Source organism: Streptomyces sp. NPDC001941, assembly GCF_040296945.1.
GTDB lineage: Bacteria > Actinomycetota > Actinomycetes > Streptomycetales > Streptomycetaceae > Streptomyces.
In genome coordinates this window covers 1-2,673 of sequence record NZ_JBEOYE010000228.1, presented here as the reverse complement: position 1 = coordinate 2,673, position 2,673 = coordinate 1, and the positions used below count along the sequence as shown (strand labels likewise).

The 2,673-nt window shown below is 74.2% G+C and carries 1 protein-coding gene; it reads left to right on the top strand.

All coding sequences use genetic code 11. The features are described from left to right. The coding region (locus ABT160_RS46715) for an ALF repeat-containing protein (RefSeq protein WP_351656453.1) at positions 1–2,445 on the top strand (2,445 nt) is incomplete at its 5' end. Positions 2,446–2,673: the final 228 nt, after the last annotated feature.

The following is a 2,673-nucleotide window of genomic DNA, read 5'->3' as shown; positions in this document are numbered from 1 at the left end:
GCCCGCCCCGCCTCCCCCACGGCGGGGGCCGCGGCCCCCCGCGCGGGGGGGGCGCCCCCCGGTCCGCCGCCGGCCGCGGCCGCGGCGGGGGCCGCCGCCTCCACCGCGTACAACGCCGCGATCGCCGCGTCCAAGGACGCCTCCAAGGCCCAGGCCGCGAAGGACGCCGCCGTCGCCGCCCGTGACGCCGGGGCCAAGGCACAGAGCGCGGCCCTCGCTGCCGACCAGGCCGCCACCGCCTCGCAGGCCGCAGCCGGTGCGGGCAACGACGCAGCCTCCGCGGCTCGCGAGGCCGCCACAGCCGCCGCGGCGTCCGCCCAGGCCGCCTCCGCCGCCGGTGTGGCCCAGTCCGAGGCCGCCGAGGCACGGCACCAGGCCGACGTCGCGAGCACCGCGGCGAACCAGGCGACCAACGCCGCCTCCACCGCCCAGACGCTGGCCAACGCGTCCGCCACCGCCGCGCGCGCGGCCCGGGACGCCGCCAACTCCGCGGCCGCGCACGCCCTGAAGGCCGCCGCGGCGGCAGAGGAGGCCGTGACCTACGCGGGGCAGGCCATCGACTACGCCAACAAGTCGACCGCGCACGCCGCCGAGGCGGTCAAGGCCGCGGACAACGCCACCAAGACGGTGACCGAAGCCGTCGCGGTCGCCGCCAAGGCCCGCGAGGCGGAATGGGCGGCACTGGAGGCAGATCGCAAGCAGGGCCTGGAAGAGGCCAGGGCGCTGGCCGCCCAGGAGGCCGCCCAGCGCACGGCCGCGCTCACCAAGCGCACCCAGTCCCAGCAGACCAGCCAGGCCATCAAGGACCTGATCAGCAAGGCCGAACAGGCCCTCTACGCCGAGGACTACACCCGTGCGGTGCCCTTCGGGCGCCAGGCCGCCGTCGGCCTGCTCAACTCCAAGGGCGCCTGGACGCGCGAGGCGGCGCAGTTCGCCCTCGCGGGCGGGGACGACGACGTCCTCAGCTGGATCGACCTCGACCGGGCCCTCGCGCAGGCGCAGGACGACCGCGAGACCGTGCTCCACCTGGCCCGCGTCTCCGGCCCCGAAGTCGCCCGGGGCGCCGCCGAGGTCCTGGCGGGCAACAGCGACGTGGCCGTCGGCGACTTCAGCACCAGCGGGGTCATCACACGGCGGGCCGAGGAGAACCGGGTCCTCATCTACCGGCTCCTGGCCGGTGGCGTCGGCGCCGCCGTGAAGAGAGCCGCGGAGAAGGCCCTGAGCACCAACACCCCCGAAGCCCTGCAAGGCTTCTTCGACAAGGAACTCGAAGGGGCCGTCGAGGAGGACGCCCAGGTCGCGATCGCGTCCCTCATCAACACCGGCGGCCGCTACACCAAGGCGTACGGCGAGGTCGCACTGGCCGGACCGAGCTGGATGAAGCTGCTCTTCGTCGACGTGGTCAGCCACCAGGCCGCCCGCCTCGACCACGACTCCGCCAGTCACGCGGCCGCCATCCAGGCCACCATCTCCGCGGCCGCCAGGACCGCCCAGGAAGCCCAGCGCGACGCCGCGTACGCCTCCCAGGCCGCCGCCGACGCCCGCAACGCCGCAGCCGAGGCGCAGGCCTGGGCGGGCAAGGCCCTCCAGGCCAGGGACAACGCGGCCGCCCACGCCGCCGAGGCCAACAACAACGCGAACGCGGCGCAGAAGTCGGCCGACGACGCACAGGCCCGGGCGGACAAGGCCAAGGCCGCCGCGGACGTCGCGCGCGGAGCGGCCCGTGCGGCCAACTACTCGGCCAACAAGGCCATCGACTCCGCCCGCAGTGCCCTCACCTCAGCCAATGCGGCCCGCGTTTCCGCCGCCTCCGCCCGCCAGTCGGCCCTCGACGCGGGCAAGAACGCGAACGAGGCGGCCGCGGCGGCCTCCCAAGCCCGTACCACCGCGGTGGCCAAGAAGCATCAGGAGGATGTCGAGGCGGCCCGCAAGGCCGCGGAAGAGGCGGAGAGGATCAAGCAGCAACAGCAGAACCCCGCCGACACCCCGGTGAACGACCATGTGAACCCCAACGGCACCAACGGCCAGGAGAACTGGTGGTCGGACGCGGGCTGGTGGGCCAACGCCTTCGAACTCGTCGGCGACCTGGCCGGGATCGGTTCCCTCGTGGCCCTCGGCGGCATCGCCCTCTTCCCCGCCTCCGCGCCGATCCTGGGCATCGTCGCCGGCGCGCTGATGGCCGGGGCCACCGTCGCCAACGTGATCAGCGCCGTTTTCACCGGCCTCGAACACGGCTTCGTGAGCAAGGAGTTCGCCGAATCCGTCGCTCACGTCGCCCTCAGCCTCGGTGCGCGCGGGCGCTCCGCCTGGGTCGTCGCGTCGAAGACCTCGGAGAAGGTTGCGGACGGAGCTGCCGCGGCTGCCAGGACCCTCGTCAACACGGGCTCGGACATCGTGGACGGCGGCTCTCACATCCTCAAGTCGTTCGTCGGCGGCTGGCGCTAGTGATCCCGTACTCGGCCACGCACACCGGCACCGGAGCCGCTGCCACCCAGCGGGCCGCCGCGCACCGAGCAGCGCCCACTGTGCCGCTGCGGTGCCACCGCCCCTTGCCCCGTCACTCCTGTCGAGAAGGATCTCGTTGATGCGAAGTGTCAGACGTGTGCGTCTTGGGTCCGTGCTGGCGGCTGTGGTGCTCGCGGTCCCGGCCGTGTTCTGTGCCGCTCCCGCCCA